The organism is Xanthomonas dyei, from assembly GCF_002939865.1.
Lineage (GTDB): Bacteria > Pseudomonadota > Gammaproteobacteria > Xanthomonadales > Xanthomonadaceae > Xanthomonas > Xanthomonas dyei.
Map to the genome: position 1 here is coordinate 54,275 of NZ_MDEE01000022.1, position 22,504 is coordinate 76,778.

Annotated in this window: 19 protein-coding genes, 1 other RNA gene and 1 riboswitch; of the genes, 14 read left to right on the forward strand and 6 right to left on the reverse strand. The window is 66.6% G+C overall.

The window, feature by feature from the left end; all coding sequences use genetic code 11:
* The first annotated feature begins 65 nt into the window (after positions 1 to 65).
* From XdyCFBP7245_RS14780 to XdyCFBP7245_RS14850, 14 genes are all read left to right on the forward strand, one after another.
* Positions 66 to 1,352: an O-acetylhomoserine aminocarboxypropyltransferase/cysteine synthase family protein gene (locus tag XdyCFBP7245_RS14780; protein ID WP_104616326.1), complete on the forward strand. Its 1,287-nt coding sequence runs from the start codon at positions 66 to 68 to the stop codon at positions 1,350 to 1,352.
* Positions 1,353 to 1,420: 68 nt separating this feature from the next.
* A non-coding RNA gene (locus XdyCFBP7245_RS14785) (sX9 sRNA) lies at positions 1,421 to 1,496 on the forward strand.
* Positions 1,497 to 2,202: 706 nt separating this feature from the next.
* Positions 2,203 to 2,428, forward strand: a riboswitch (cobalamin riboswitch).
* Positions 2,429 to 2,543: 115 nt separating this feature from the next.
* A complete protein-coding gene (btuB, locus tag XdyCFBP7245_RS14795; protein ID WP_104616327.1) occupies positions 2,544 to 4,421 on the forward strand; it encodes a TonB-dependent vitamin B12 receptor in 1,878 nt (625 codons plus the stop codon).
* Positions 4,422 to 4,672: 251 nt separating this feature from the next.
* Positions 4,673 to 5,266, forward strand: coding sequence for a hypothetical protein (locus XdyCFBP7245_RS14800; RefSeq protein WP_104616328.1), 594 nt, complete (start codon positions 4,673 to 4,675; stop codon positions 5,264 to 5,266).
* Positions 5,263 to 5,874 carry a hypothetical protein gene (locus XdyCFBP7245_RS14805; RefSeq protein ID WP_211287708.1) on the forward strand — a complete coding sequence of 204 codons (612 nt, stop codon included), beginning with the start codon at positions 5,263 to 5,265 and terminating at the stop codon, positions 5,872 to 5,874. The genes XdyCFBP7245_RS14800 and XdyCFBP7245_RS14805 overlap by 4 nt, the downstream gene beginning before the upstream one ends.
* On the forward strand, positions 5,871 to 6,482 hold the full coding sequence (cobO, locus tag XdyCFBP7245_RS14810) for a cob(I)yrinic acid a,c-diamide adenosyltransferase (protein WP_104616329.1): 612 nt from the start codon (positions 5,871 to 5,873) through the stop codon (positions 6,480 to 6,482). The genes XdyCFBP7245_RS14805 and cobO overlap by 4 nt, the downstream gene beginning before the upstream one ends.
* A gap of 74 nt (positions 6,483 to 6,556) precedes the next feature.
* Positions 6,557 to 7,471, forward strand: a complete 915-nt coding sequence (gene cbiB, locus XdyCFBP7245_RS14815) for an adenosylcobinamide-phosphate synthase CbiB (RefSeq protein WP_104616352.1) — start codon at positions 6,557 to 6,559, stop codon at positions 7,469 to 7,471.
* An 84-nt stretch (positions 7,472 to 7,555) separates the two neighbouring features.
* Positions 7,556 to 8,539, forward strand: coding sequence for a threonine-phosphate decarboxylase CobD (gene cobD / locus XdyCFBP7245_RS14820; RefSeq protein WP_104616353.1), 984 nt, complete (start codon positions 7,556 to 7,558; stop codon positions 8,537 to 8,539).
* Positions 8,536 to 10,011: a cobyric acid synthase gene (locus XdyCFBP7245_RS14825; protein ID WP_104616330.1), complete on the forward strand. Its 1,476-nt coding sequence runs from the start codon at positions 8,536 to 8,538 to the stop codon at positions 10,009 to 10,011. The genes cobD and XdyCFBP7245_RS14825 overlap by 4 nt, the downstream gene beginning before the upstream one ends.
* Entirely contained in the window at positions 9,999 to 10,520 is a 522-nt protein-coding gene (cobU, locus tag XdyCFBP7245_RS14830) for a bifunctional adenosylcobinamide kinase/adenosylcobinamide-phosphate guanylyltransferase (protein ID WP_104616331.1), read from the forward strand. The genes XdyCFBP7245_RS14825 and cobU overlap by 13 nt, the downstream gene beginning before the upstream one ends.
* Positions 10,517 to 11,563 carry a nicotinate-nucleotide--dimethylbenzimidazole phosphoribosyltransferase gene (gene cobT, locus XdyCFBP7245_RS14835; protein ID WP_104616332.1) on the forward strand — a complete coding sequence of 349 codons (1,047 nt, stop codon included), beginning with the start codon at positions 10,517 to 10,519 and terminating at the stop codon, positions 11,561 to 11,563. Before cobU ends, cobT begins: the two co-directional genes overlap by 4 nt.
* Positions 11,560 to 12,174, forward strand: a complete 615-nt coding sequence (locus XdyCFBP7245_RS14840) for a histidine phosphatase family protein (protein ID WP_104616333.1) — start codon at positions 11,560 to 11,562, stop codon at positions 12,172 to 12,174. Before cobT ends, XdyCFBP7245_RS14840 begins: the two co-directional genes overlap by 4 nt.
* A complete protein-coding gene (locus tag XdyCFBP7245_RS14845; protein ID WP_104616334.1) occupies positions 12,171 to 12,905 on the forward strand; it encodes an adenosylcobinamide-GDP ribazoletransferase in 735 nt (244 codons plus the stop codon). Before XdyCFBP7245_RS14840 ends, XdyCFBP7245_RS14845 begins: the two co-directional genes overlap by 4 nt.
* A gap of 142 nt (positions 12,906 to 13,047) precedes the next feature.
* Complete coding sequence (locus XdyCFBP7245_RS14850; RefSeq protein ID WP_244907823.1) at positions 13,048 to 13,899, forward strand: AraC family transcriptional regulator; 852 nt, start codon at positions 13,048 to 13,050, stop codon at positions 13,897 to 13,899.
* 213 nt (positions 13,900 to 14,112) lie between these two features.
* Here XdyCFBP7245_RS14850 and XdyCFBP7245_RS14855 read toward each other — a convergent pair whose 3' ends face one another.
* From XdyCFBP7245_RS14855 to XdyCFBP7245_RS14880, 6 genes are all read right to left on the reverse strand, one after another.
* Entirely contained in the window at positions 14,113 to 15,012 is a 900-nt protein-coding gene (locus tag XdyCFBP7245_RS14855; protein WP_146091678.1) for an SEL1-like repeat protein, read from the reverse strand.
* Between the two features lie 257 nt (positions 15,013 to 15,269).
* The gene (locus XdyCFBP7245_RS14860) at positions 15,270 to 16,466 is read right to left on the reverse strand and encodes a type III PLP-dependent enzyme (protein WP_104616337.1); all 1,197 of its coding nucleotides are present in this window, start codon (positions 16,464 to 16,466) and stop codon (positions 15,270 to 15,272) included.
* Complete coding sequence (locus XdyCFBP7245_RS14865; protein ID WP_104616338.1) at positions 16,463 to 18,232, reverse strand: IucA/IucC family protein; 1,770 nt, start codon at positions 18,230 to 18,232, stop codon at positions 16,463 to 16,465. Before XdyCFBP7245_RS14865 ends, XdyCFBP7245_RS14860 begins: the two co-directional genes overlap by 4 nt.
* Positions 18,210 to 19,394, reverse strand: a complete 1,185-nt coding sequence (locus XdyCFBP7245_RS14870) for an MFS transporter (protein WP_104616339.1) — start codon at positions 19,392 to 19,394, stop codon at positions 18,210 to 18,212. The genes XdyCFBP7245_RS14865 and XdyCFBP7245_RS14870 overlap by 23 nt, the downstream gene beginning before the upstream one ends.
* The gene (locus tag XdyCFBP7245_RS14875; protein WP_104616340.1) at positions 19,391 to 21,193 is read right to left on the reverse strand and encodes an IucA/IucC family protein; all 1,803 of its coding nucleotides are present in this window, start codon (positions 21,191 to 21,193) and stop codon (positions 19,391 to 19,393) included. Before XdyCFBP7245_RS14875 ends, XdyCFBP7245_RS14870 begins: the two co-directional genes overlap by 4 nt.
* Positions 21,190 to 22,416: an ATP-grasp domain-containing protein gene (locus XdyCFBP7245_RS14880; protein ID WP_146091679.1), complete on the reverse strand. Its 1,227-nt coding sequence runs from the start codon at positions 22,414 to 22,416 to the stop codon at positions 21,190 to 21,192. The genes XdyCFBP7245_RS14875 and XdyCFBP7245_RS14880 overlap by 4 nt, the downstream gene beginning before the upstream one ends.
* Positions 22,417 to 22,504 lie beyond the last annotated feature (88 nt).

The following is a 22,504-nucleotide window of genomic DNA, read 5'->3' on the forward strand; positions in this document are numbered from 1 at the left end:
TTCTGTCATGAGGGGCATGGCAGCAGCCGCGTATCGTCCTTGTTTTCTCCCGACCGAGCCGCACCATGACCGACCCGCAGTGGAAGCCCGAAACCATCGCCGTGCATGGTGGGTATCGCCCCGATCCGACCACGCGGGCGGTGGCGGTGCCGATCTACCAGACCGTTGCCTACGCCTTCGACAACACCCAGCACGGCGCGGATCTGTTCGATCTGAAAGTGCCGGGCAGCCTCTACAGTCGCATCACGAACCCAACCAACGATGTGCTGGAACAGCGCGTCGCGGCGCTGGAAGGCGGCATCGGTGCACTGGCGCTGGCGTCCGGGCAGGCGGCGGTGACCTACGCCATCCAGACCATCGCCGAGGTGGGCGACAACATCGTGTCGTCCAGTGCGTTGTATGGCGGTACCTATAATCTGTTCGCGCATACGCTGCCGCAGTTCGGCATCAGCACGCGGTTTGCCGACTATCGCGATCCGCAGGCGTTTGCCGGCCTGATCGACGACCGTACCAAGGCGGTGTTCGTCGAGTCGATCGGCAATCCGCGCGGCAACATCACCGATATCGAAGCGGTGGCGGCCGTGGCGCATGCGCATGGCGTACCGCTGATCGTGGACAACACCGTGGCCACCCCGTCGTTGCTGCGGCCGATCGACTTCGGCGCGGACATCGTGGTGCATTCGCTGACCAAATATCTGGGCGGGCATGGCAACAGCATCGGTGGTGCGATCGTGGACAGCGGGCGCTTTCCGTGGGCGGAGCACAAGGCGCGATTTGCGCGTCTCAACGAGCCGGACGTGAGCTACCACGGCGTGGTGTATACCGAGGCGCTGGGCGAGGCCGCCTACATCAGCCGCGCACGGGTGGTGCCGCTGCGCAATACTGGGGCGGCGTTGTCGCCGTTCAATGCGTTTTTGATCCTGCAAGGCATCGAAACCCTGCCGCTGCGCATGGAGCGCATCAATGCCAATACATTGGCGATTGCAAGGTATCTGCAGCAACACGCGCGGGTGGCCTGGGTCAATTACGCCGCGTTGCCGGATCACCCCGAGCATGCGCTGGCGCAGAAGTATCTGGGCGGGCACGGCTCGGGCGTGCTGACCTTCGGCCTGCCCGGTGGACGTGCCGCGGGCGCGCGGTTTCTGGATGCGCTGCAGCTGTTCACGCGGCTGGTCAACATCGGCGATGCCAAATCGCTGGCGACGCATCCGGCATCCACCACGCACCGCCAGCTCGGTCCGGCCGAACTGGAACATGCCGGCGTCAGCGAAGACACCGTGCGCCTGTCGATCGGCATCGAACATATCGACGACCTGCTGGCGGATCTGGAGCAGGCGCTACAGGGAGCGTGAGGTTTTAGCGCAGCCAACACGCCGACTGTGCTCACCGCCAGGCGAGCGCGGCCGGTACTCGGTGCGGCATGGACCACGCGTCCACTCCGGTTCTTCCGCGCCGTCCACACCCACCTGACGACTGCTCGCTACGTTTTGTTGGCCACTCTTGGAACAACGCTCCCGTCGGATACCAAGGCACGGCGGGAGCGCCACCGGTGCGCGTGTCTTGGTGCGCGCGTACTGCTAGCGCGGAGCGGGGTGGGGTTGGGTATGGCAAAGCACGATGCCCGCCGGTACTGGCTTCGGTGAGCGCGGCAGCGCGGCTGGGGATCGGCTCTTCGGCTCGGTCAGACATCCTGTCTGACTCGCCGCCGCGGCACATCCTTGTGCCGCTCTCCGCCAAATCCCCAGCCGCGCTGCCGCCTCGTGACCTCGCTTCCATGACCCGGACATCTTGAACACGCCAATGACGCTTGGCTTGAAGCCTTTCTCCCGCCCGGAACGGCTCGCCCCTCTCCCGTCGGGGCGAGGAGGCACAGCTTGCGCGCGATGGGCGCGGGTGGCCTTGGAGCGCACGCGCCGCAAGCGCAAGCGTGGGCTGGGGCGCGGAGCGGGTGTGGGGGGGGCGATCTCAATGACGGGGGCGAAGCCCACGCATATGTGCGAGATCAAGCTCGATGGCGGACATGCAAGCAACCCAGCATGCTGCTTCTATCCATGGCATGAGGCTGCGCTCTGTCCCCTCATCCAGCGCTGCGCGCCACCTTCTTCCGATGAGAGAAGCAATCAGTAGTCACCACCCCGGCGCGTGGCGACGCGCTGCGCTTGGTCGGTCGCACCAGAGCGCTGAGGCGCCAGCCAATCCTGCTACCATGCGCGCCCCTGAGGTGACTGCCGGCTGGCCGGTGGTTTAAACGGGAATCCGGTGCGCGCATCGCCTTGGGCGAGTCGTAATTCCGGAGCTGCCCCCGCAACGGTGGGCGAGACAAGGGTCTGCACGTCACGCCACTGTGCTTTGCATGGGAAGGCGCAGACCCGGGAAGCATCCGCTTCCGCTCGCAAGCCCGGAGACCGGCCTGAGGGATTGACCCGGCACGCGGTGGGCGTGGCCTTGCGCGTCCGATGCTGCTGCGTCGGACGGCTGGCCCGTTGCTGCGTGTCGCCCCATTGCCCCCGCGCGGGTCGGCGCGGTTTCAGGAGCAGCAGTAGATGTCCCTTTCTTCCGTTTTGCCATCTCGCGCCGTGTTGGCCGCGGGATTGTCGCTGTGCGTGATCAATCTGGCCCAGGCCGAAGCCGCCATCGATCTCGACGAAGTGGTGGTCACCGCCTCGCGGACCGCGCAGACCCAGGACCAGACGCTGGCGCCGGTCACGGTGATCGACCGCGCGCAGATCGAGCGCCGCCAGATCAATTCGCTGCAGGACCTGCTGCGTGGCGAAGCCGGGGTGTCGCTGGCCAATAACGGTGGTCCGGGTAAGGCGACCTCGTTGTTCCTGCGCGGCACCGAATCGGATCATCTGGTGGTGCTGATCGACGGCGTGCGCATCGGCTCGGCCACTGCGGGCGGTGCGGCATTGCAGGATCTGCCGATCGAGCAGATCGAACGCATCGAGATCGTGCGCGGGCCGTTTTCCAGCCTGTATGGCTCCGAAGCGCTGGGCGGCGTGATCCAGATCTTTACCCGTCGCCCGCAAGGCCGCTTCGTGCCGACGCTGAGCGTGGCGGCCGGCAGCGACAATGCGCGCCGTTATGGCGCCGGTGTCGCCGGGCGCAGCCAGGGCGATCTGAGCGAAGCCGGCGGCTGGTATTCGCTCAACGCCGTGCATGACCAAACCGATGGCATCAATGCGTATCTGGACACCAGCTCGAGTGCCTACGATCCGGACCGCGACGGCTACCGCAACGATTCGCTGAGCGCGCAGGGCGGCTGGCGCTTCAACCGGCAGTGGGATGCGGACGTGCACGCCTTGCGGGCGCAAAGCCGCAACGAATACGACGGCTCGGCCTTCGGCGGCAATCTGTCCAAGGGCGTGCAGCAGGCCGTGGGCGGGCGCGTGCGCTATGCGCCCAGCGATGCGCTGACCTTCACCGCCAGCCTGGGTAGCAGCGCCGATTTCAGCGACGCGTATTACGACGGTGCGTACCTGTCGACCTACGACACGCGCCGCAAGCAGGGCTCGTTGCAGGCCGACGTCAACACCGGGCCGGGCCTGCTCACGGTCGGTTTCGACTGGCAGCGCGACGCCATCGCCAGCAGCGACACCTACGATGCCGACAGCCGCATCGACCGCGCCGCGTTTGCGCAGTGGCAGCAGAGCTTCGGCAGCCAGTCGCTGCAGGCCAGCCTGCGTCGCAACGACAACAGCCAGTTCGGTGGCAAGACCACAGGCAGCCTGTTGTGGGGCCGGGACTTCGCTGAGCATTTGCGCGTGACCGCCAGCTACGGCACCGCGTTCAAGGCGCCCACCTTCAACGAGTTGTATTACCCGGATTACGGCAATCCGTTGCTGGGGCCGGAAACCTCCAAGAGCGCCGAGATTGGGCTGCGCGGCAGCTACGCCTGGGGCACCTGGACGCTCAATGCCTTCCAGACCCGCATCGACGATCTGATTGCCTACGACGCGGCGCTGGTGGATGCCACTCACCCGTTCGGGCAGCCGAACAACATCGACCAGGCGCGCATTCGCGGCGTGGAAGCGGGCTACGACACCGAGCTGGCCGGCTGGACCCTGCGCAGCGCGCTGACCTGGCTGCAGCCGCAGGCCGATGGCGAGGTCGATCACGGCAACTGGTTGCCGCGGCGTGCGCGGCAGAGCGGGCGCATCGATGCCGACCGCAGCTTCGGTGCCTTCAGCGTCGGCACCAGCCTGTTCGGTTCAGGTAAGCGTTACGACGATCTGGCCAACACCGAGCGGCTGGCCGGTTACGGCCTGCTGGATCTGCGCGTGAGCTATGCGATCGATGCGGACTGGAAGGTGCAGTTCACCGCAAACAACGTGTTCGACCGCCAGTACGAGACCGCACGCTGGTATGCCCAGCCGGGACGCAATTATCTGCTCACCTTCCGCTACCAGGCGGCGCAGTAGCGCGCGGGCAGCCGGTGCATGTGCGATGGCGGGATGCATGCGGCCGGTGGCGATTGGACGCATGCATCGCGCAGTTGCTCGTACCGGCGACAGTGCCTCGCGCCGAGGCCCCAATGGGGAAACGGCTGCAGATATGCCGGCGCCAGTGACACAGCAGCATCAGCGGTCATGCGCCACCCGTACGCTGCAGCATCCACCGGTTGCCTGTTCCCACCGCTAGCGCAGCTGCGTCTGTCTTCAAAGGAACACCGATGACTCCGCTTTCCCGTGCCGCCGAACGCGCTGTCTTCATCGCCTTGATGCTGGTGATGACCGCTACGCGCTTCCATCACGTCAGCGACTGGCTGCATCTGCCGGATGCATCGATGGCGGTGTTCTTTCTGGGCGGTCTGGCGGTGCGACGGCACGCGTTTTTTGTCGCCCTGCTGCTGTTGTCGGTGGCGATCGATTGGGCCGCAGTCACGTTGGCCGGTGTCAGCGACTTCTGCATCACCGCCGCCTACGCGGCGCTGCCGCTGGCGTACGGGGTGCTGTGGTACGCCGGCCGGGCCTATCACGCGCGCCTTCGCCCGGATGCGAGGTCGATGTGTATTGCGTGGGCGCTGGGCACCTTGGCCGCAGTGGTGTCGTTCCTGATTTCCAACGGCGCGTTCTACTGGTGGGGCGGGCGCTATGCCGAGCCGCATTGGGCGCAGTATCTGCAGCGCGCAGCGCAGTGGGGCCCGTTGTTCGTGCGCACCACCGCGCTGTATCTGGCGGTTGCGCTTGCCGGTGCGTGGTGTGTGTTGCGCTGGCGTGCCGCGCGCACTGCGTCGCCGTTATCGGCCCCGCTGGAGCGGTCATGACGGTTGCGCGGCAAACGCGCACGCCGGCACGCGCGCCACTGCAAGGCACCGCCGCATGGATGTGCGGTAGCGCGCTGGTGCTGTTGATGGTGGGCACGCGCGGCGAGCATTTCGCCAGCGTGGATGCATTGCCCAACGCATCGTGGGCGGTGTTCTTTCTGGCCGGTGCCTTGCAGCGCCCGCGGTGGATGCTGCCGCTGCTGTTCGGGGTGGCGTCTGCGCTGGATCTGATCGGCCTGGTCTCCGGCAGCATCAGTGACTGGTGCCTGTCGCCGGCCTATTGGGCGCTAGCGTTGGCGTATGCGGCATTGTGGTTGGGTGGGCGCGTGTATGCCTTGCAGCTGCACCGCGACGTGTGGCGCGATGCGGCCCGCCTGCTGTGCGCAGTGCTGCTCAGCGGCAGCCTGGCGTATTTACTCTCCAAGGGCGGCTTCTACTTCTTGTCCGGCCGCTATCCGCAGGCCACGTTGGGCGGTTTTGTCGCGCGCGTGCCTGACTATTACCCGCACGCACTCGGCACGCTGGCAGGCTATGTCGGCGTCGCTTTCGCGCTGCTGGCTGTACTGCGTGGCATCGCCACACGTCACCCGATTGGAGCACGCGCATGAGCACACCCGAACACGACGACGCACATTACCGCGAACGCGCGCAGCGCAAGAAGGAGCTGGTGGACAGACGCATCGCACGCGCGGTCATCGACCGTGGCGTGCTGCTGGTCAATACCGGCAACGGCAAGGGCAAGAGTTCGTCCGGCTTCGGCATGCTGGCGCGCTCGCTCGGGCATGGCCTGTACTGCGGCGTGGTGCAGTTCATCAAGGGCACGTTTTCCACCGGCGAAGAAGCGTTTTTCCGCCGCTTTCCGGATCTGCTCGACTACCACGTGATGGGCGAAGGCTTTACCTGGGAAACCCAGGACCGTACACTCGATATCGCCGCTGCGCAGGCCGCCTGGCAACTGGCGCGCGGCATGCTGGCCGACCCGCGCTACGACTTCGTGCTGCTGGACGAACTCAATATCGCCCTGGTCAAGGACTACATCGCGCTGGACGAGGTGATTGCAGCCGTGGCCGCGCGTCCGCCCGGACAGCATGTGGTGATCACCGGGCGCGGTGCGCCGGCCGGGTTGATCGAGGTCGCCGACACCGTCACCGAGATGCGCCTGATCAAGCATGCCTTCAACGCCGGCATCAAGGCGCAGCTCGGCATCGAGTTGTAGACATGACCACGCGCGTGCAATTTTGCCTGCAGCTGCATCGGCGTGTGTCCTGTCATGACGCAGGGCGGCCCACCATGGCGCTGGTGATTGCCACGGCGGCCGTGCTGCTGGACCTGCTGCTGGGCGAACCGCGGCGCGCGCATCCGCTGGTGCTGTTCGGCCAATGGGCACAGCGCGTGGAAGCACGCCTGTACCGCGATCGTCGCGGTGCAGGCGTGCTGGCCTGGTGCGCGACGGTGGTGCCATGGACGCTCCTGGCAGCCGCGTTGCAAGCGCTGCTGTGGTGGTGGTCGGCGTGGGCGGCAACTGTCTTTGCCGCCGTCATGCTGTATCTGGCGCTGGGATTGCGCAGCCTGGGCGAACATGCGCAGCCGGTGATCGACGCATTGCAGGCCGACGACCTGGCAGCGGCGCGTCTGGCCGTGGGCCGTATCGTCAGCCGCGACACCGCCGCGCTCGATGCCACGCAGGTTGCCGCCGCAGCGACCGAGTCGGTGTTGGAAAACGGCAGCGATGCGGTGTTTGCCGCGCTGTTCTGGGGTGTGCTGCTCGGCGCGCCGGGCGCGGTGCTGTATCGGCTGTCCAATACGCTGGATGCGATGTGGGGCTATCGCACGCCGCGCTACGCCAACTTCGGCTGCGCTGCGGCGCGCATCGACGATGTGCTCAATTGGCTGCCGGCGCGGCTCACCGCCGTGACTTACGCGTTGCTCGGCCGCAGCCGTACCGGCATGCGCTGCGCCTGGCAGCAGGGGCGCGGCTGGAAGAGCCCCAACGCCGGCCCGGTGATGGCGGCAGGTGCCGGCGCGCTGCAGGTGCAATTGGGTGGGCCAGCGCCGTACCACGGCCACTGGCAGACACGGCCGCGTCTGGGCAAGGGCCTGCCGGCCAGCGCCGGTAGTGTGCGCCGCGCGCTGCTGCTGGTGCGTGCCGGGGTGCTGCTGTGGTTGTTGCTCGGTGCACTGGCGTTGGCGTTGGTGACGCCATGACCGGCCGCCAACCCCTTGCGCGCAGGCGCTGCGTCGACCATCGGCAATCTCTGTGCAGTCACGCACCATCTCGTGGAGTCGCTCATGCTTGAACACGGAGGCCGGTTGCGCCGCGCCGCGCAGACCTACGGGATTGCGTTGTCGCACTGGCTGGATCTGTCCACCGGGGTGAGCCCGTTCGTCTGGTCCGTGCCTGCCATCCCGGAGCAGGTGTGGCACCGTTTGCCGGAAGACGACGATGGCCTGGTCGGCAGCGCCGTGGCCTATTACGACGCGCCGCACGTGTTGCCGGTTGCGGGTTCGCAGGCGGCGATTCAGGCCTTGCCGCTGTTGCGCAGCCGCAGCCGGGTGGGCGTGCTGGCACCGGGGTATGCCGAACATACACACGCGTGGCGACGCGCCGGCCACACCGTCGTGCCGCTGCCGGCGGGACCGTTGCTGCAGACGGCGGAGACCTTCGATGTGGTGGTGCTGATCCATCCCAATAACCCAGGCGCAGAGACCTTCGATCGCGAAGTGCTGTTGCAGCTGCATGCACGTCTGGCGGCACGCGGCGGTTGGTTGGTGATCGACGAAGCTTTCATGGATGCCACACCGCACGACAGCGTGTGCGCGCAGACGCCGCAGCCGGGCTTGATCGTGCTGCGCTCGGTCGGCAAGTTCTTCGGCATGGCCGGTGCGCGGGCCGGGTTCGTGTGTGCGCAGCCGCAGCTGCTGGATGCACTGCGCGAGCAGTTGGGGCCATGGACGGTGAGCGGCCCCACCCGCTGGGCGCTGCAGCAGGCGTTGGCAGATACCCACTGGCACGCGCAGGCCCGCGAACGCCTGCACGCGGCATCGCAGCGGCTTGCGCAGCTGTTGCGCAGCCACGCGATCGCACCCACCGCAGGCACTGCGTTTTTCCAATGGTGTCGGCGCGACGATGCGGCGGTGTTGCATGCGGCGCTGGCGCAACGCGGCATCCTGACCCGCCTGTTCGATACCCCGGCCAGTCTGCGCTTCGGCCTGCCGCCCGATGCGGCCGCCGAAGCACGCCTGGATGCGGCACTGCGCGAGGTATTGGCGTGAGCGCCCGCGTGTTGATGGTACAGGGCTGCACCTCCGATGCCGGCAAGAGCACGCTGGTGGCCGCGCTATGCCGCTGGTTGCATCGCCAGAGTATTGCGGTGGCACCGTTCAAGCCGCAGAACATGGCGCTGAACTCGGCAGTCACCGTCGATGGTGGCGAGATCGGCCGCGCGCAAGCGGTGCAGGCGCAAGCCTGCGGACTGGAGCTGCACACCGACTTCAACCCGGTGTTGCTCAAACCCAACAGCGACACCGGCGCGCAGGTAATCGTGCATGGGCACCTGGTCGCCACGCTGGATGCGGTGGGCTACCACGCTTACAAGGCCACCGCGCTTGCCGCGGTGTTGGCCTCGCACGCACGACTGGTCGAGCGTTTCGACGTAGTGCTGGTGGAAGGCGCCGGCAGCCCGGCGGAGATCAATCTGCGCGCCAACGATATCGCCAACATGGGCTATGCCGAGGCGGTGGATTGCGCAGTGATCCTGATTGCCGACATCGACCGTGGCGGCGTGTTCGCGCATCTGGTCGGTACCTTGGCCTTGCTGTCGCAGAGCGAACGCGCACGCGTTGCCGGGTTTGTCATCAACCGCTTTCGTGGCGATCTGGCGCTGTTGCAACCGGGCCTGGACTGGCTGGAACGCGAAACCGGCAAGCCGGTGCTCGGCGTGTTGCCGTATCTGCACGGTCTGCAGCTGGAGGCCGAAGATGCGCTGCCGCGGCAGGCGCTGCACAAGCCGCACGCGCAGCTGCGCGTGGTGGTGCCGGTGCTGCCGCGGATCAGCAACCACACCGATCTGGATGCATTGCGGGCGCATCCGCAGGTGGAGGTGCAGCTGGTCGGCCCGGGCCAGATGCCACCGCCCTGCGACCTGATCGTGCTGCCCGGCAGCAAGGCGACGCGCCAGGATCTGCAGTGGCTGCGCGCACACGGCTGGGACACCGCCATCGCACGCCACCTGCGGTATGGCGGCAAGCTGCTCGGGATCTGCGGTGGTCTGCAGATGCTGGGCGAGCAGATCCACGACCCCGATGGCATCGAAGGCCCGGCCGGCAGCAGTACCGGGTTGGGCTGGCTGGCACTGGACACGCAGCTGCACCCGCACAAGCAACTGCACCGCGTGCATGGGCGCCTGGCGCTGGGCGATGCGGCTGCCAGCGGCTATGAAATCCACTGTGGTCTCAGCACCGGCGCTGCGTTGGCACGGCCGTTGGTGCAGCTGGACGATGGCCGCAGCGATGGCGCCATTTCCGACGACGGCCAGGTGCTGGGCACCTATCTGCACGGCATCTTCGATCACCCGCAGGCACTGGCCGCGTTACTCGCATGGGCCGGCCTGGCGCAGGCAACGCCGCTGGATCTGGCCGCGCTGCGCGAGGCCACGCTCGACCGTCTTGCCGATGCGGTGCACACGCATCTGGATACCGCCGCGCTGACGCGGCTCACCAGCAAGGAGCCGGCATGCGGCAATTGATTCTGGGTGGCGCGCGCTCGGGCAAGAGCGCACTGGCCGAACGTCTCGCCGCCAGCGCGGCCGAGCAGGTGTGCTATGTAGCCACCGCGCAGGCGTTCGATGACGAAATGCAGCAACGCATCGCCCATCACCGCAGCCAGCGCCCGTCGCATTGGCAGTGCGTGGAAGAACCCATCGCATTGGCCGCCACGCTGCAGGCGCTGGCCGCGCCCGATCGCTGCGTATTGGTCGATTGCCTGACGCTGTGGCTGAGCAACCTGCTGGGCCACCCGGAGGCGGGCGCGTTTGCGCGCGAACGCGACGCACTGCTCGCAACGTTGCCGCAGTTGCCCGGGCAGATCGTGCTGGTCAGCAACGAGGTAGGGCAGGGCATCGTGCCGCTGGGCGAACTCACGCGTCGTTTCGTCGACGAGGCCGGCCGGCTGCATCAGGCATTGGCGCTACAGTGCGAGCGTGTGGTGTTTGTCGTGGCGGGTTTGCCGATGGTGTTGAAAGGAGAACAGCTGTGAGTAGCGACTGGATCTTTGCCGCATGCGCGGTGCCGGATGCGCGCGTGCGCGCGGCTGCGCTGGCACGGCAGGAACAACTGACCAAACCGCCCGGCGCGTTGGGCCGGCTGGAGCAACTGGCCGTGCAGTTGGCGGCCTGGCAACGCAACGCGCAGCCGACCTTGCAGCGCGTGTGGATTGCGGTGTACGCCGCCGACCATGGCGTTGCCGCCGAGGGCGTGTCGGCGTTTCCGCAGGCGGTCACCGGCGAGATGGTGCGCAATTTCGCACGCGGCGGTGCGGCCATTGCGGTGTTGGCGCGCGAACTCGGTGCGCGGCTGGAAGTGGTGAATCTGGGTGTGGTCAACGACCCCGGCGAGTTGCCGCGCGTGCGTCGCGCCTGGATCGCCCCCTCCAGCGCCAACATCTGCGAGCAACCGGCGATGACCCCCGGCCAGTTGCGCGACGCGCTGGCCGCCGGTGCGGAGAGCATCGCGCAGGCCAAAAGTTGCGACACGCAGTTGTTCGTCGGCGGCGAAATGGGCATCGGCAACACCACCGCCGCTGCCGCCCTGGGCTGCGCGCTGTTGTCGCAGTTTCCGCAGGCGATGGCCGGCGCCGGCACCGGCCTGGACGCCGAAGGCATCGCGCACAAGGCAACGGTGATCAGCCGCGCACTGGCCTTGCATGCCGACGCCGCCACGCCGCTGGAACGGTTGCGCCGGCTCGGCGGATTCGAGATCGCCGCCCTGGTCGGCGCGTATATCGCCGCCGCGCAGGCCGGCATTCCGGTGCTGGTGGATGGCTTCATCACCACCGCTGCGGCGCTGGTGGCCACCCGTCTGAATCCCGGCGTGCGCGAATGGCTGTTGTTCGGACACCGCTCGCAGGAGCGCGGCCACGCCGCGTTGTTGCACGCGCTGGATGCCGAGCCGTTGCTGCAACTGGACCTGCGTTTGGGCGAAGCCAGTGGCGCGGCGGTGGCGATTCCACTGCTGCGCAGCGCCTGCGCCTTGCACAACGGCATGGCTACCTTTGCCGAAGCCGGAGTGTCCGACGCATGAGCACGCAGATCACCTTGCTGCGGCACGGCGACACCGGGCAGCGCAGCTATCGCGGCCAGCTCGACGACCCGCTCACCGAGCTGGGTTGGCAGCAATTGCGCGCAGCCACCGCCGAGGGCGAATGGGAGGTGGTGGTGTCGTCCAGCTTGCAGCGCTGCGCGGCCTTCGCCACCGAACTGGCCGGCGCGCGCGGCTTGCCGCTGCAGCTGGACGCACGGCTGCGCGAATATCACTTCGGCCGCTGGCAAGGCGTACCGGTGGCCGAGATCGATCGCGACGAAGGCGAGGCGCTTGGCCGCTTCTGGGCCGACCCGCTGCGCTACCCGCCGCCGCAGGCCGAGCCCTTCGAGGCGTTCTGCGCGCGGCTCGCCGCGGCGCTGGATGCGGTGGTCGCCACCTACCCGGCGCGCCGCGTGCTGGTGGTCACCCATGGCGGTGCCATCCGTGCAGTGCAGTGCATGGTGGCTGGCAATGGATTCGGCCGCATGACCGAGCTGGCGGTGCCGCATGCCTCGCTGCATCCGCTGGCCTGGACACCGGCCAACGGCGTTGCCGCAGCGCTGCCATCTGTGCCGGCAGCAGCACCGCAGTCTGCACACGACGCCGGATGATCGATGGGCTGCTCGCGGCGATCGGCTTCCTGACCCGCATTCCGGTGCCCGGCGCGGTGTTCGCCCGGCCGGGCGTGCAGGCACGGTCGTTGCCGTGGTATCCGGCGGTCGGCCTGCTGCTCGGTGCGCTGCTGTGTGGCCTGGCGTGGTGCCTGCGCGATATCGCGCCATTGCTGGGCGCGGCATTGCTGTTGAGCGCATTGACCTGGCTGACCGGCGCCCTGCACCTGGACGGGCTGGCCGACATGACCGACGCCTGGGTCGGCGGTATGGGCGACCGCGCACGCACCCTGGCGATCATGAAAGATCCCACCAGCGGACCGATGGCAGTGACCGCCGTGGTGCTGGTGTTGCTGCTCAAATGCGCCGCACTGGCCACCCTGCTGCCGCATGCACCGGGTGCGCTATGGCTGGCACCGTTGCTGGCACGCGCCGCGGTGGTAGCTGCATTTTTGACTACACCGTACGTGCGCGCTGGCGGCATCGGCAGCGCGCTGGTCGCCGCACCACGCGCAGGCGTGTGGCTGGCGTTGATAGTGGCGGTCGTGGTCTGCATCACCGCCGGCCCAGCGATCGCGGCTGCCTGCCTCGGCACTGCCGCCGTGGTCTTCGTTCTATGGCGCCGCGCCTGCATGCAGCGCCTGGACGGCATGACGGGCGATACCTGCGGCGCGCTGGTGGAACTGACCGAAACCGCGGTGCTGGTGACGTTGGCGGTGTGGCTGGGTTGAGCCCCCACGCTGTGCAACGGGGTGAAACATTCCGCAAGATCGGGACCGCGCCGGCACGCGATGCAGGCGATGCTGATGCCGTCGCCAGGGAGCCAACGCCATGCATGCAGCAGACTCAGCAGTTACCAATTGGCAACGTGGCGTGAAGTGCGTCATCGCGCATCTGCAGGCCAGCATTCGCAGCGGCGCCGCATTGCCGGATTTGGCCGAATTGGCAGGCATCGCGCACCAGTCGCCGTATCACGTCCATCGGGTCTATCGCGCCCTGACCGATGAGACCGTCGGCCACACGGTGGCACGCTTGCGGTTGAGTCAAGCCCTGCATTTATTGGGCAGCGATGATGCGTCAGTGACCGAGGTCGCGCTCGCGGTCGGTTACCAGACACCGCAGGCGCTGGCGCGTGCCTGTCGCAGCGCACCGCAGGCCAGTCCCACCATCTTGCGCTCGGCGCCCGCATTGCGGGCCAGCAAGCTGCAGCAGTTATCGACGCCGGCAACGTTGGCAAACAGCTCGTCAGCACCGCTGCGGGTTAGCGTGCAGACGCTGGAGCCATTCGAATTGGTTGTGCTACGCAAGCGCGGCTCGTTCGACGACCTGGATCGCGGCTTCGGCCGCATTGCCGGCTGGGCCGAGCGGGTGGGGGTAATCGAGCAGCTGCACGCATTGATCGGCATCCCGTTGAGCGACCACCGCGACGTATCCCCGGCGCAGCACGTGTTCGAGTGCGGAATCGCCTTCGCCACCCATATTGCACCGCTGCAGCTGCGCGTGCTGGGCGAAGGTGCGCATGCCGTGCTGCGGCATACCGGTAGCTATGCCGGAATGGAACAGGCACTCGACGGCCTGCTCGCGGATTGGCTACCCGGTAGCGGCTACGCGCTGCGCGATGCCCCGCTGCACTACCTCTATCTAGACGATCCCGAGACAGTGGCAGAGACGGAGCTACGCGCGGATGTGCGTGTGCCAGTTGTCGAGGTCTCTCGGACGAGCTGAAAAGCTGGTAGAGCAGACAGACACCGTAAAGTTAGTGCTGCGTTGAGCTTGCCGATTCATTCCAATGTCAGTAACGACATATCGATTTGGAGCCACCCACAAAACTGCCGCGGCGCTACCAAGCAATTACAGCAAGTATTCGGAATCGGCGCTTATCACTCGGCCCAGAGCTCAGCAGTCCATGCCTATCTGGCGATTGCGCGCGACGATTCGTTAGCCGCTTTCCGTTGGCTTATCCCTGTTTGCCTGCCGAAGGAGAAATCTGATCCGCTCTACGTCCCGCTCCAAGAATTTCTGTTGCCCGGGTGGAACGAAGTGGTACTTGATCAGGCTTTCGTAGCCGGATGCATTGCTGCACATGCCGCTGCTGCAGGCAGCATCGATGCGGTACGACCCATAACCACACGCAGCCCCGGCACGGCAGGCAGCCAGTTCCCACGCATGCTCTGCATAGTCTCCACCCACCTGCGATGCATAAGATCCCAGGTCAACGGATGTCTTTGCCAGACTCAGCATGTCGCCAATGGCAAAGATGGCCTCGGGATCCCGGCTCTCAAAGGCTTTGGCGACAAGTGCGCGGTAGGTTTCTTCGTTCGGCTGGTGTTCGACGGTAGTTGCGACTTTTATCTGGGCAATCACATCCCCCCGCCGCGCAGCCTCGGCATACCAAAGTTGGTACGCCTCACTCGGGATAGGCTTGCCCCCATCGATCGAGTCGCAATAGTGAGAAACGCGTTCTGCCACCTCGGCATAGCGCTTTGCGTGTTGCATGTCCTGCTTGGCAAAGAGCGCCATCAATCCTCTGAAATTCTGCGGTGATTGGCTGTACATCATGCACCGCTCATACATTTCTGCGAGCTTTCGTTGCGCCACAGGGTCGCCCGACTCTGCTTTGCGCTTTGTCTCATGGAAGTCAAGATCGATCTGGGTGCTGGTGGCCGATGCCCACATGGACGGAGCGGCAGCCTTGCGTGCACTATCTGTCGCGGCATGCTGTGGATCGGCTGTCCTGTTGCCAGCAGTATGTGCAGCACCTGCAGGCTGTCGCTTCGCCGCTTCGGATTGCACGCGTAGATAGAAGAACAAGACAGCGATCAAGGCCAGCAGTACCAACGAAATCGATGCGATTCTTTTCACAGGTGGACCGAAGGTAGTGGGCTGATACGGTTCAAGACCGGCAAGCGCATACGTCCGTGAACGACACTTGCATCTGCTCGGCGTTGCGCGAAGTCATACACATCCACATCTGTGTCAATGGCGCGATCACAGTAGCCATCATAGCCGACGAATGTGTGCCGCAAATGGATAGGTAGGGCTCTCACGCTCTACAGAAAAGCCGTGAGACTTGTGGAGCGAAGGACGATTAGTGTTCAACGTGGAATCGGCAAAAACACCTTCTGCGGCGGCGGATGCATCAAAAATTGCTGGTGCGAAATATTCCACGCATAAGCGCCTGCCAGCGGAAACGCGAGGCAGTCGCCCGGCGCCAGTGCGTCGACGGGTTGGTTGCGTGCCAGGACGTCCTTGGGCGTGCAAAGCTGGCCGACCAAGGTCACCGGTGTGTCGCTGATGACCGGCGCGTGCGTCCCGCGCAGCACGCGGAATGGGTGGTCGTGCGCTTGCGCGGCCGGTGTGCGGAAGTGATGGGTGCCGCCGCGGGCGATCGCGAACCACTGGCCGTGGCTGCGCTTGAGGTCCAGCACCTCCATCAGGTACCAGCCGCAGTTGGCGCTGACGTAGCGTCCGGGTTCCAGGCGCAGACGCAGCGCGCTGCCGTGTTCGTGCAGCAACGCGGGCAGCCCGGCACAGAAACCGGCCCAGTCGAACGAGGACTCCGGCGCCAGATAATCCACGCCGAAGCCACCGCCCGCATTGACCCGTAACGGCCCGAGCGCATAGGTCTGACGCCATTGCTGGACGGTGCGCAAGTACGCAGCAACCAGATGCAGTTGCGCGCCGGCATCGCGTTGATGCGACATCAGATGGAAATGAAAGCCCTCCAGTCGCAGCGACGGGCTGGCGCGCAGCAGTTGCATGGCAGCGTCCAGATCCTGCGGGTCCAGGCCGAATGGCGAGGGCTGCCCGCCCATCATCAACCGCGTGCTCTGTGCGCCGGGCACGGCGATGTTCATGCGCAGAAACACCGGGACGCAGCGGCCAGCGTGTGCCGCAATCGCTGCCAGCCGTTGCAGCTCGCCGATACTTTCCACGTGCACGGTGCAGTCGGGCAGGGCAGCGGCCTGGGCCAGCTCGCTGTCGAGTTTCCCCGGCCCGCCAAACAGCAGCGCTGCCTGCGGTTGCTGCGCATGCAGCCAGGCCAGTTCGCCACCGGATGCGGCTTCAAAGCCATCCACATGCGGCGCCAGCGTCTGCAGAATCTGCGGTTCTGCATTGGCTTTTGCCGCATAGAACAGCTCGCACTGCGCCGGCAGCTGCGCGCGCATCCAGGCCGCATGCGCGTGCAGCGCGGCCAGATCGTACAGGTACGCGCACAGCGGGCCATCGCTGCTCGCCCGTAGCTGCGGCAGCGCATGGATCACTGCGGCGGTATCGATGCGCAGGCTCATGCGGCCACCTGCCGTGCGGTGGCGATGTGTGCAATCGGGTTGGGCAATGGGGTGTAGTCAGACTGACGATCGGCCCGTTGCAGCAGGCGCGTGCCGAGATTGTTTTTGCCAGGCAACGGAGCGCCGTCGATCAGGCCCTGCAGCGCGGGTTGCGCGCCATAGCGTTGTTGCCAGCGTGCGGCGAGCTCGCCCACGCATTGCCACAGCCGTGCTTCCAGCACGCCGTCGCCTTCGGTCAGATGGAAGATGGCTTCCGCCAGATTGTTCACCAGCGCGCAATAGGCAACGCGGTTCCAGCCTTGTTCCGGCGTGTAATACAGCGATTGCCGCGCACGTTCGCCCACACCCTGCAGGCGGCTTTCCGGCCAATGGTGGGCCAGCAGCTTGGTGCCTTCCAGGTCGCGAATCCACACGCGCGTCGGCCAGCCGTCGGCAAAGCCGATCACGGTGTTCTGCAGATGCGGTTCCAGCGCGATGCCATGCTGGAACAGCGCGCTCCACACGCCATCCAGCAACAGGGCCGCATAGGCGCGGAACCACAGCAGCGTGGCGGTGTGGCGGTCCATCTGTGCGCTGCTCAGCGCCTGCAAGCGCTGGGCACACACGCTGTTGCCCTGCGCATCACAAGTAAACAGGGCGGCCGCCACCTGCGGCTGCCAACGTGCGCGTTGCGCAGCAGGAATGGTCTTGCGATACAGGATGCCGAAACTTTCGGACAACGCACGTGCGGCTTGCGGGTCGGCATCGTGCAGGCCGCGGTCGATCTGCGCGACATCCAGCGACGTGGCCGCAGGCTCCAGCATCACGTCGAAGCCCGGTACCTGCGCTGCCAGTGCCTGCCAGCTGGGCGCCAGCAGGTCGGTCAGCGCCACCGCACTTTCCAGCTCGTACCAGGCGTTCTTGCGGACGCAATTGGTCAGCCGCACATGCACCGAGCACTTGAGAAAATAATCCAGCTGCGGGTGATACAGCGTCCGTACCGACGAGGTGGGCCGTAGTGCGTCGCCGCGCAGGCCGACCGGCGTGATCCATCCGCGCGCTTGCAAGGTGCGCAGCAGCGGGTCGTCGAGCAGGCGTTGCGCCTCCCACGGATGGCAGGGGTAGAGATCGTCGCTGCCGGACAGCTGCCTCAAGCTGGCGCGCACGTCCTTGCCTTGCACGCGTAGCAGGCGTGGGTCGATGCGGAACCAGAACAACTGAAATGCCGCACGCGCTTCCGGTGCACAGGCCAGTACGTGGTCAAGCGCCACGCCTTCGCGGCTTTTCGGTGTGGGATGCAGCGCGTGGCCCCACAGCATCGATTGCTCGGCATCGATCATCGCATCGCCGGTGGGGGCGGTGCGGTGCGCCTGGCGCAACATCGCCGCGGTGATCGCCACGCTGTTGGCGCTTTGCGCAAGCAGCTCCGGATTGACCGCCTGCGTGCTGCCCAGCGATTGCAGCAGGCAGCGTGCCAACGCATGCGCGTCGAGCGCGTGCCACGGTTGGCCGGCACTTTTGAGGAACGGCGTGGACGCAAAGCGGCAGCGGCCTAAACGGTCTGCGTAGGCAATGCGCACGCACACCGCGCCGGTATCGCCCAGGTCGATGCGCAGCCAACGTTGCTCGGCCATGCGCGGCCCGGGGCGATCCAGCCCGCGGTAATCGAAATCGGCTGCGCGCTGCGGGATGGCGAACTCGCGCAGGTAGCAGTTCAACCAGCAACTGCAGGCCTGTGCATCGGCCATGCTGTCGTACCAGGGGTCATGCATCGTGTGCAGCGACATCGGCAGTTCTCCTCGAAGGAAAGCGCACCGCAACGGTGAGCGCAGCGCCAGCCGCAGCCACTGCAGCGGCCAGGAAAGCAAGTGCGGGGCCGGCGGCCTGGGCCAGCGCACCGGCCGCGGCGCCAGCAGCCACGCCGGCCCACTTGCCGCAGGCATCGAAACGGCCGAACAGGCGGCCAGCGCCCTGGCCGCTGGCGACCAGCGCCAGGCTGCGATTGAGCCCGCGCAGTCCGAACAACATGCCAACGCCGAACAGCAGCCGCGCCACCGCCAGCGCGACGGCGTCGTGCAACAGCGCCTGCCACAGGCAGGCCAGCGCAAACAGCAGCAGCCCCGGGATCAGCCATGCCTCGCCATCGCCGCGCCGCCACCACGGCAACACCACCAGATAGACCAGATGCGGCAGGCTGTAGAGCAGGCCGGCAAGCGCGTCGTGACCAGCACCGCGTGCAAGCGCGTATGGAATGAAATACGGAAACGTCACCACCATCGCGAAGCAGAACAGAAACTGCGCGAGCAACAAGGCCGGCCACGACGATGCTGTGGCGGCCGACGGGCGTGTTGCAGGTTCGGTAGCTGATGACTTCGTCGCAGATGCACGTGGACGCGCGGTGGGCTGATCCGCCGGCAACCGCCAGGTCAATGCGAACGCCAGTAATGGCAGTAACGCGAGCGCGCGGTAGAGCGATTGCGCCGGGCCCAAGGCAAGCGCCAGCCCCAGCAACGCCGGTGCGCTGACCATCGCCAGCCGCGCCGAATACTGCGTCCAGTCCAGTGCGCGCGCCAAGGGGCCGGCCTGCGGTTGGCTGGCCAGATACGCATTGGCCGCCGCCAGCGAGCCGCCGCAGGTGCCTTGCACGATCAGGCCGATCACCAGCCAGGTCAGCGACGGTGCGAAGCCGGCAATCGCAAAGCCCAATGCCAGCCCCAGTTGCGCGCGCAGCAACGAGCGTTTGCGTCCGTAGCGGTCCGCCAGTCGCCCCCAGGTGCTCGCCGTCAACGCAGTGCACAAGGTGGGCAACACATACAGCACGCCGCTCCAGCCCACCGCCGCGGTGGGCGCCAGTTCGGCCAGAACCTGCGGCAGAAACAGCGGCATGCCCAGGGCGGTGAAGGCCGCCAGATAGTGGGCGGCCAGCACCGGGGCGAGGATGCGTTTCATCGCTGACCACCGGCATGGCGACGCGGCTGCGGCTGTGTGTGCGCAAACGCGTTGCCGAACGGATTGGGCGCGCTGTCGCCGTAGAACTTGTTGATGTCGGTCGCACCGGTGAGCTGCTTGCTGAGCAGGCTGCCGGCGCTGAGCAGGTACTTTACCGGCAACCGTGGTGCAGCCAGCAGGCGCCGCGCGGGCGCGGTGTCGATGCCATCGGCATCCAGCGTTGCCAGCGTCTGCGCAACCTGGTCCTGCAGTTGCGCAGCCAGCGGCGCGCGCAAGGCCGGCTGCCAGTCGGCCAGGCCTTCGAGGACCGCCTGCAGATCCAGTTGCAGCACGATGGTGCAGAACATCTGCGCCAGCGCGTGTGTCTCGTCCACCGCGATCCGTGCGTCCTGCAGCGCGCCCAGGGTCTCGATGTCCTGCAGCTGCGCACGCAATTGCGGCATGGCGATCCGCGCGGCGTCGTTGTCCTTCATCAACAGGCGCGTGGGCTGACCGGGCGCGTAGACCAGCACGCTGTTCTGCTGATTGGCTTCCAGCGCAATGCCGTAGCGCAGCCACAGCCGCAGATGCACTGCCAGCAACAGTTCGGTGTATTCGCGCCACCAGGCCTGCACGTCGCCGTGCGCAAACCGGTCGGCCAGATGCAGCGCCAGCGGCCGGCCATCGGGCATCGGCGCGCACAGCGCGGCCACCGGGACCAGCGTGGTGGCGTCCAGCGGCGGATAGCGCCGCACCAGATAGGCCAGATGCCGGGTGTCGCCGACATGCCCGCCATGCGACTCGTCGACGAACACGCAACGTCCCCGCAATGCGGGGTCGTGCGCATCGATGCGGCGTAGCGCGCGCTCCAGCCAGTGCCCGTCGTACAGCGTGGAAGGTTTGATCAGGCGCACATTCAATGCGCCCAGCGTGCGCATCGGGATCGGCAGCTTGAGATGCAGATGCGGATGCTGCAGCGGCACCAGCGTGCGCACCGACAGGGTGGGGCGCACTTCCAGCCAGGCCTGCGGTGCGCGCAACGTACCGGGTGGAAGCGCGAAGCCCGGCTGCTCCAGACGCGCCCAGACCAGCGGATGCACCGGCCAGGCGATGTGCGTCGCGGCGAGCGCGGGCGGCAGGCCCAGGGTAGCGAAGTCCGGCCATAACGCCTCTGGCGGTGCGCTGGTGCAACTGGCCAGTGCGCGCGGAATCGCCAGCCAACGCAGCGCGAAGGTCGGCGCAAATTCCGGTGCGTAGTGGCGCAGTTCGTCTGCGTCCAGGCCCGCCTTGGCGCGTGCGGTGGGGTAGAACGGATGATCGCGGTAGCTGGCCAGCTGGTCGCAGCGGTACGCGCGTTCGGCGGCATCGTCATGCTGCAGCGCCTGGGCCAATGCAGGCGCCTGCGCGGCATACGCCTGTTGCGCAAGACCACGGTGCGCGGCAGCGCACTCGGCTTCGTCGGCATAGGCACGATGCAGCTCCTGAGTCTGCACATCCAGCTCGGCGCTCATGCGTTGCAGCCATGCGCGTGCGCCCTGTTCGACATACGCAGCGTCGGAGCCCTGCACGATCCAGCGATCGCCGCAGGCGCTGATGTCCTGCAGCACGCCGTGGCGATGGATCGGCAACCATAGCGTGCCGTTGGGCAGATGCGCGATGCGCCACCAGCCGTCCACCGGGCTGGGGTCGGCCCACGCGGCCAATACGCGCGCGTCGGGCATGGCTGGCGTGCCACGGCTGACGATCGCGCGCAGGTCCTCGCGCAGGCAGGCATCGATGATGCGGGTGGCGATGTAGCGCTGGTCGGCGGTGCTGCTCATGCGCGCACCTGCGCGTTGTCGATGCGCCAATGCAGGCACGCTTCGGCATGCACCACGGCCTGTTGCAGCGCCTGTGCATCGCTGGCCACTGCGCTCAACACGCCCAGGTAATCCTTGTTGGAATGGCTCAGCTGGATGCGCTCGCCCGGTGTACGCATGCGCCGGTACCGCACGTCGCTGTGCGCATCGTGATGACGGTGGTCTTCGCTGGCGGTGACCAGCTCGCCGTCGCGCTCGGCGACGTAATAGCGCAGCAAGGCATGCGCGCGGTCGCTATGCAGCTGCGGCAATGGCTGGCCCAGGTGCGGCGCCAGCGCGGCGGAAAACCATTGCCCGCCGAACATGCCGTCGAGCAGGAATTCGCGGCGGTCGCCGATGCTGCGGTAGTTGATCTCCACCAGCACCGGACCATCGTCGGTGAGGATGAATTCGCTATGGCATAGCCCAAATCCGACGCCGAAGGCGCGCAGCTGCTGCAGTGCCTGCGCAATCACCGGGGTCTGTACATGCGCATCCCACTCCGCCTCGCATTCGACGAAATGCGGCGGTGGCGACAGCCGCACCTTGAAACCGCCGATGGCGTGCAGCGTGTGCCCATCGCCCAGCGTTTCCAGGGTGAACAGCGGTCCGTGCAACATGCCTTCCAGCAATACGGTGCGCTGCGGGTGGCGCTGCCACAGATCGTCCAGATAGCTTTGCAATTGCGCAGCATCGGCGCAGTGGCGTACATCCAGGCTGGCCACGCCTTCGCGCGGCTTGGCCACCACCGGCCAGGGGATATCCGTTGGCACTGCGGCGCCCGACGTCAGCGTGCAGAACCACGGGCAGGGCAGGCCGCGTGCACGCAGGCGTTGCCGCATCGCCGCCTTGTTCTTGGCGGCGTGACACACCTGCCAGTCTTTGCCCGGCAGCCCAAAGCCGGCGGCCACCAGCGCGGTGCTGGTCTGCAGATGATCGCTGTTGCTGAAGACCGCGCGCGGCGCAATGCCGGCATCATGCAGGACGTCCAGCACGCCCAGCGGATTGAAGACATCGCATTCGATCACCCGCTGCGGCGCCTGCGCAGGGTGGTCGCGGAAATAGGCCAGGTGGTCGAGGCGGTGGTCGGTCAGCAACCACACCGGAACGCCTTGCGCGTGCGCGGCCGGCAAAAAGCCGTCGGTGATGGCCGGGTGGCAGACATGGGTGAGGATCACCAACGGTGCAGCAGATGTTGCAGTCATGGCAGTTCTCGTTCGACAGGGCGGTGGGAAAACCGGTACTGAAACGGGCTGCCTGGCGCCATGATCGGCGTTGGGTGGCCTGCGATAC